We start from the raw sequence: 5,184 nt of genomic DNA on the forward strand, positions 1-5,184 counted from the left end.
CATGGCATTGAGCAACGTCGTCTTGCCCGAGCCGGTGCCGCCCGAGATCAGGATGTTGAGCCGCGCCCGCCCGGCGATCTTCAGCACCGTCGCCATGTCGGCCGAGATGTTGTTCTGCCGCGCCATCACGTCGAGCGTGATCTCCTTCTTGGAGAACTTGCGGATCGAGATGGTCGGCCCGTCGATCGCCAGCGGCGGGATGATGATGTTGACGCGGCTGCCGTCCTTCAGGCGCGCATCGACCAGCGGGGTCGATTCGTCCACCCGGCGGCCCACCTCGGTCACGATGCGCGTAGCCACGTGCAGCACGTGCGCGTCGTCGCGGAACTGCACGTCGGTCAGCTCCACCTTGCCCTTGCGCTCGACGTAGACCTGGTGCGGGCCGTTGACCATGATGTCGGTCACGGCCTCTTCCTTGAGCAGCGGCTCGAGCGGCCCGAGCCCCACCATGTCGTCCACCAGCAGCCGCACGATCGAGCGCAGCTCGCTCGCGTTCAGCTGGATCTTCAGGTCGACGATGATCTCCTCGACGATCTCGGCGATCTGGTTCCTGAGCTCCTCCGGCCCCAGCGCCGAGGCGACCGAGATGTCGATGCGCTGCATGAGCAGCGGCATCACCTGCGCCTTCACCTGCAGCTCGCGCTTGTTCTTCGCCTCGGGGGCGTTCTTCGCCCCGACGTCGGCCAGCGGGTCGGCCAGCGGGTCGCTCTCCTCCTCGACCGGTCCGGCCGAGCGCGTGGCGGCGGCGCGCTCGGCGCGCAGCGTCTCGACCACGTCGCGCAGGAGCTTGCGCTGCTCGGCGAGGTCGGGCTTGGCGGCCGAGACGGCGACCAGCCCGTCGAGCACCTCGTTCGCCATCTCGGCGAGGTCGAGCGGGCTCGCCTTGGCCAGCCCCTCGGGCCCGAGCCGCTGGCGCAGCCGCTCGCTCGCCGCCGTGCGCAGCATCGACAGCGGATCGCCGGTCAGGCCGTGGTCGAAGCCGTCCTCCATCGCTCGTTATCTCCTCGCGAGGCGCCGCCTGAAGAAGCCGGTCGCGGCCTTGCTCTCCTCGGGCACGCCGGCGAGCTCGATGCAGAGCCGGTGCAGGTCGGCGACGATCTTGTGCTTGGCCTCTGCCGTCGCCAGCGCCTGACCCTTCAGCGTCGTCTTCGTCATCGTCTTCGGGTCGTGCGGGAAGACGCAGCGCAGCTTCGTCTCCAGCCCGGCCTCGAACTCCTTGACCGTGACGTCGGGCTTGGCCGGCACCTGGTTGGCGATGACGTGCAGCTTCGCGGCGCGGTTGCGCGCGCCGAGCAGCTTCATCAGCCGGTTGGCGTCGCGCAGCGACTGCAGCGTCAGCTGGGTCACGATGACGATGTCGTCGAAGCGGGTGAAGAGCGCCGGCTCGCGCATGACGAAATGCCGCGGCAGGTCCATGATCGTCATGTCGAAGTTGGCGCGCATGATGTCGGCCAGCGCCAGCACCTTCTCGTCGCTCATCCGCACCGCGTCGTCGAAGCCTTCCTCGGTCGCCAGCACGTGCAGGCTCTTGCCGAACTTGGCCATCGCGTTCTGCAGGAAGGTCTGGTCGACCCGCTCGGGGTCGTCGAAGGCCTCGCGCAGGCCGCGGGTCGGCTCGATGTCGAGGGCGAGCGCGATGTTGCCGGCATAGATGTCCATGTCGACGAGCGCGGTCCGCCGGCTGAGCTTGTCGGCCATGATGAAGGCGGTGTTGATCCCGAGCGTCGTCGCGCCGACGCCGCCGCGCGCCCCGAGGAAGCCGACGACGCGCCCCTTCGGCGTCACCCCGTCGCCCGGCTGCTCCAGCCGCACGAAGATCTCGCCCAGCACGTCCGCGTCCACCGGCTTCATCAGATAGTCGCGCGCGCCCGTCCGCATGATGCGGCGGAAGTAGTTGACGTCGTTGACGGTGCCGAGCGCCATCACCTGGCTGCCGAGCCGGGCCAGCTCGACGAGGCCGCTCTCCACCTCCTCGATCGGCAGCCCCTCGATGTCGACGATCATGAAGCGGGCAGGGGGGGCCACCCCGAGGAGGCGCAGCGCCGCGGCGAGCCCGCCCTTGCGGATGCTCGACGTCGACCAGCCGCGCTGGTTCGCCACCGCCTGGGCGGCGGCCTGCGAGGCATCGTCGGTCAGATAGGCGGCGAAGGGCTCGCGCTCGTCGGCCGCGTCGTCGAAGATCATGCCGCTCTGCGCGGCCGCCGACCCTGCCATGGCTCAGTTCCCGATATTCATCTGCAGCGGCACGACGATCACCTCGCCGTCCTGGTAGCGGCCGACCGCCGCCGCGGCGGCCACGCCGTCCGATCCGCCGAACTCGCGCGGGTCGGTCAGGTCGCGCACCTCCTCCGCCATGTTGGCGAGGTTGAGGGCGTTGGCGCAGCCGTCGTTCGGCAGCGGCGTGGTCAGCTCGTAGCGCGCCGCGGGATTGCCCGGGCAGCGCACCACCAGGCGGTCGTACTGCACCACCTCGACCTGCGCCGCATCGGTGCGCAGGTCGGCGCCGAGCTCCGAATCGGTGGCAGCGACCAGCCGCACGCGCGCCGGCGTCCGCGGCAGGCTGGCGCGGATCGCGCCGCGGCGGCGGGCGTCGAGCACCGGCGAGCCGGTGTGGCTGACCCGCAGCACGATGTCGGTCTGCTCGGTCAGGCGCTGCCCCGCGATGAAGGAGCGTAGCCGCTCGGCCTCGCCGGGGCGGAGCTGCGGGCTGCCCGGCGTGAAGTAGAAGGACTGCTGCGCCCGGGCGCCGGCGGCGACGAACTCGGCATCCTTGAACGAGCCGACCGGCTGCTCCTCGCAGGCGGCGAGCGCCAGCGCCGCGGCGAGCACCAGGAGGGGGAGGGGAGGGGTACGCATCGCAATCGCCCTTACTGGAAGACGAAGCCGGAGGGGCCGACCAGGCGGCGCTGGCCGATCCCGTTCTGCACCGCCTCGCGGCCGCGCGGGTTGCCCTGGAAGCGGCCGAGCAGGATTCGCTCGAAGTCGTTCGGCGGCACGAAGTTGTCGACCGGCGTGCGAACCTTCTTGCCGGTCGTCGGGTTGACGATCACCGGCGTCACGATGATGACGAGCTCGGTCTGGCCGCGCTGGAAGGCCTGGCTGCGGAAGAGCGCGCCGAGGACCGGCATGGTGCCGAGCGCCGGCACCCGCGAGGCGTTCTGCGACGAGCTGTTCTCCATCAGCCCGGCGATGGCGAAGCTCTGCCCGCTCGCGAGATCGACCGTCGTCTCCGCCCGCCGCGTCCTGAGCGAGGGCACGGTCTCGCTCTGCGCGAAGTTGAGCTCGCTCACCTCGGTGCCGACGGTCAGGCTGATCCGGTTGCCGTCGATGACCGTCGGCGTGAAGTTGAGCCCGATGCCGTAGTTCTTGAACTCGACGTTGGTCCCGTTGTCGCTGACCGTCGAATAGGGATACTCGCCGCCCGCCAGGAAGGTCGCCGGCTCGCCCGAGCGCGCCGTGAGGTTCGGCTCCGCCATGATGGTGACGAGCCCTTCCTCCTGCAGCGCCTGCAGCACCACGTCGATGTTGAAGCTGCCGCGCGTCGCGCCGTAGCTCGCCTGATAGTCGCCCTGCACCGCGCGGCCGCCGTTGAAGCCGATCCGCCCGCCGTTGATGCCGAGGCTCACGTCGTTCCACTGGATGCCGAGCTGCCGGTCGACGTTCCGCGCCACCTCGGCGATCCTGACCTGCAGGTTCACCTGCGTCGGCGCCGCCACGTTCAGCCGGTTGACCACCCGGGTCGGGTCGTCGACGAACTGGTTCGCCACCTGCAGGATGTTCGCCGCCTGCTCGGCGTCCTTGACCGTCCCGGTCAGCACCAGCGACTGGTCGACCGTGCTCGCCTTGACCGACTGGCCGGGCGCCATGGCGCTGATGCCGTCCGCGAGCGCCGCCAGGTTGTGCGTGACCCGCACCCGCGTCGACATCAGCACGTTGTCGCCGTCATCGACCGCGAAGAGCGTCGTCTCACCCACGCCCACGCCCGTCAGGTACATGAGCCGCGGCGACTTCACCTCCACGTCCGCCACCTCGGGGTTGGCGACGAAGAGGCTCGAGAAGGCCTCGTCCACCCGGATGAGCTGCCCGGTCCCGACCACCAGCGAGACCGACTGCTCGTTCTGGGGCTGCACCAGCTCGAAGGCGCCGAGCGCGACCGGCCAGCCGGCCGGCAGGAGGGCGATGGTCGCAGCGAGTGCGACGGCGAGGGGGCGATGTCGATACACTGCTCTCTTTCCCGTACTGGGGCCTACTCCGCGCCCGCCGCGCTCGCCGCGGCATCGCTCGGGGTGGCGGTCGCGCGGATCTGCACCCCGCGCACGATCTGGACCTTGCTGGTCGAGGTGACGTCCGATTCGAGCGTCTGCCGCCGCGCCGGGCCCTTGGCCTCCGCCGCCTTCAGGAAGGACGGCGTCACGTCGAGGCTGAGGGCCTCGGGCTTCGCCGCCGGCTCGCCGCCGTCGCGCACCGAGTTCAGCACCAGCGAGAGCGAGCCGAGCGTCTGGGCCAGCGTCACGATTTCCGCCTGGCGCGACGAGACCTCGAGCGTCGCCGTCTTCGCCACCGGCGCGCCCTCGGCCCTGGCCTCCTTGTCCTTTGGCGGCGCCTCGGGCCCGAGCCGCTGGTCGAAGGCGAGCACCCGGAGGTTGGAGAGCACCGTCTCGCTGGCGTGGATGCCATCGCCGCCGTCGCCCGAGACGGAATAGGTGAGGATGAGATCGACCCGGTCGCCCGGCAGCGCCAGGCCGCTCAGGCCGGCGATGGCGTCGATCGGGATGGTGATGGCGCGCATCCCCTTGGGCAGTACGGCGGCGAGGAAGCCGCGGTCGCCCGGGCGCACCACGAAGGAACGGGCGATCGGAACGCCCTGGGGCAGCACCTGGCGGGCAACGCTGCCCGCCAGGAACTCCTGTCCCGCAGCATCGGCGACGACCATCTCGCCATTGAGCGCGCTCTCGGTGATGTCCATCCGCGAGAGCCGCTCGGGGGTGATGATCGTGCCGATCGGGATCTGCGTCGCCGGCACGAAGACCTGCCTCAGCCGCGGAGCCTCGGCCTGCGCCACCTCGACCGGAGCGGCCGGACGGAGCCCCGCGATGACGTAAAATCCCGTGCCGCCCGCCACGATCAGCGCCGCAAGGATGACGAGGAAGATACGCATGCTACGAGGCTCCGCGTTCTGAGGAG

General features: G+C 70.4%; 5 protein-coding genes. All 5 read right to left on the bottom strand.

Annotated features, from left to right (window positions below; translation table 11 throughout):
• The coding region (locus Q0112_RS08410; protein WP_297973879.1) for a CpaF family protein at positions 1-990 on the bottom strand (990 nt) is incomplete at its 3' end.
• 6 nt (positions 991-996) lie between these two features.
• Complete coding sequence (locus tag Q0112_RS08415) at positions 997-2,214, bottom strand: AAA family ATPase (RefSeq protein WP_297973883.1); 1,218 nt, start codon at positions 2,212-2,214, stop codon at positions 997-999.
• A gap of 3 nt (positions 2,215-2,217) precedes the next feature.
• On the bottom strand, positions 2,218-2,856 hold the full coding sequence (locus Q0112_RS08420; RefSeq protein WP_297973886.1) for a CpaD family pilus assembly lipoprotein: 639 nt from the start codon (positions 2,854-2,856) through the stop codon (positions 2,218-2,220).
• Between the two features lie 11 nt (positions 2,857-2,867).
• Positions 2,868-4,223: a type II and III secretion system protein family protein gene (locus Q0112_RS08425; RefSeq protein WP_297973888.1), complete on the bottom strand. Its 1,356-nt coding sequence runs from the start codon at positions 4,221-4,223 to the stop codon at positions 2,868-2,870.
• A 23-nt stretch (positions 4,224-4,246) separates the two neighbouring features.
• Positions 4,247-5,158 carry a Flp pilus assembly protein CpaB gene (cpaB, locus tag Q0112_RS08430; protein WP_297973890.1) on the bottom strand — a complete coding sequence of 304 codons (912 nt, stop codon included), beginning with the start codon at positions 5,156-5,158 and terminating at the stop codon, positions 4,247-4,249.
• Between the last annotated feature and the right edge of the window lie 26 nt (positions 5,159-5,184).

Origin of the sequence: uncultured Amaricoccus sp. (assembly GCF_937858865.1) — a bacterium.
Lineage (GTDB): Bacteria > Pseudomonadota > Alphaproteobacteria > Rhodobacterales > Rhodobacteraceae > Amaricoccus.

Bases quoted from the DNA above. Each gene is read 5' to 3' on its own strand.
- Q0112_RS08415 (WP_297973883.1), bottom strand. From the start codon at position 2,214: ATGGCAGGGTCGGCGGCCGCGCAGAGCGGCATGATCTTCGACGACGCG.
- Q0112_RS08420 (WP_297973886.1), bottom strand. From the start codon at position 2,856: ATGCGTACCCCTCCCCTCCCCCTCCTGGTGCTCGCCGCGGCGCTGGCG.
- cpaB (WP_297973890.1), bottom strand. From the start codon at position 5,158: ATGCGTATCTTCCTCGTCATCCTTGCGGCGCTGATCGTGGCGGGCGGC.